Here is a 616-nt window from a genome sequence, read left to right on the forward strand (position 1 = left end):
TAGAAGACCCGCTTCATCAGGGTCGAATTGACGACCTCGAAGTCCGGGCTCTCGGCAGCCGTTGCGTCTTTCATCTCTCATCGCTCTTTCCCGATCCGCCCACCTGTCCTTCGGCGGCACAGCCTGCGCGGCATGGCTCTTGCAGCGCGTTGGCACGACTGTGCGTTTTCATGGTAAACGGTTGGTAAACATGGAGCCCGTTGTGCTTGTTCTTTACGCGTTTGCGGTTGGTATCACGGCTTGCGGATTGGCCGGATCGGCCATGGAGCTTTTCTCCGGACGACGCCTGGCCTTCGCCGAGCCCTATGTTTCGCCGGTCCATATCCTGCGCTCGCTCGCGGCAACGGCCTGCGCCGGACCGTTCATGCTTACCAACGAAGCCTTGGCCGCCCGGCGCGAGGGCCGCATCGGCACGATGGCGCTGTTGTCCTGCGGCTGCACGGCCATCGCCTGGGCTCTGGCGCTTGGCGTCGTGCTCATCGCCATTGCATCCTGGGCGACCGCCAATTTAGGGTCTTTCGAATTCGCTGGTTGAGACGAATCGGAGACGAAAAATGCCGGTCTATGCGATCGATGGGAAGGCGCCCGAGTTCGAGGACGCCGATACGAACTGGAT

At 61.4% G+C, this 616-nt stretch carries 1 protein-coding gene; it reads left to right on the forward strand.

The window, feature by feature from the left end; all coding sequences use genetic code 11:
• The first annotated feature begins 190 nt into the window (after nt 1–190).
• Nucleotides 191–535, forward strand: coding sequence for a hypothetical protein (locus EOA28_RS37795; protein WP_128298467.1), 345 nt, complete (start codon nt 191–193; stop codon nt 533–535).
• Nucleotides 536–616 lie beyond the last annotated feature (81 nt).

Origin of the sequence: Mesorhizobium sp. M2A.F.Ca.ET.067.02.1.1, from assembly GCF_004023285.1 — a bacterium.
In the GTDB taxonomy this organism is placed as follows: domain Bacteria; phylum Pseudomonadota; class Alphaproteobacteria; order Rhizobiales; family Rhizobiaceae; genus Mesorhizobium.

Coding starts and splice junctions, on each gene's coding strand:
- EOA28_RS37795 (WP_128298467.1), top strand. CDS start 191: ATGGAGCCCGTTGTGCTTGTTCTTTACGCGTTTGCGGTTGGTATCACG.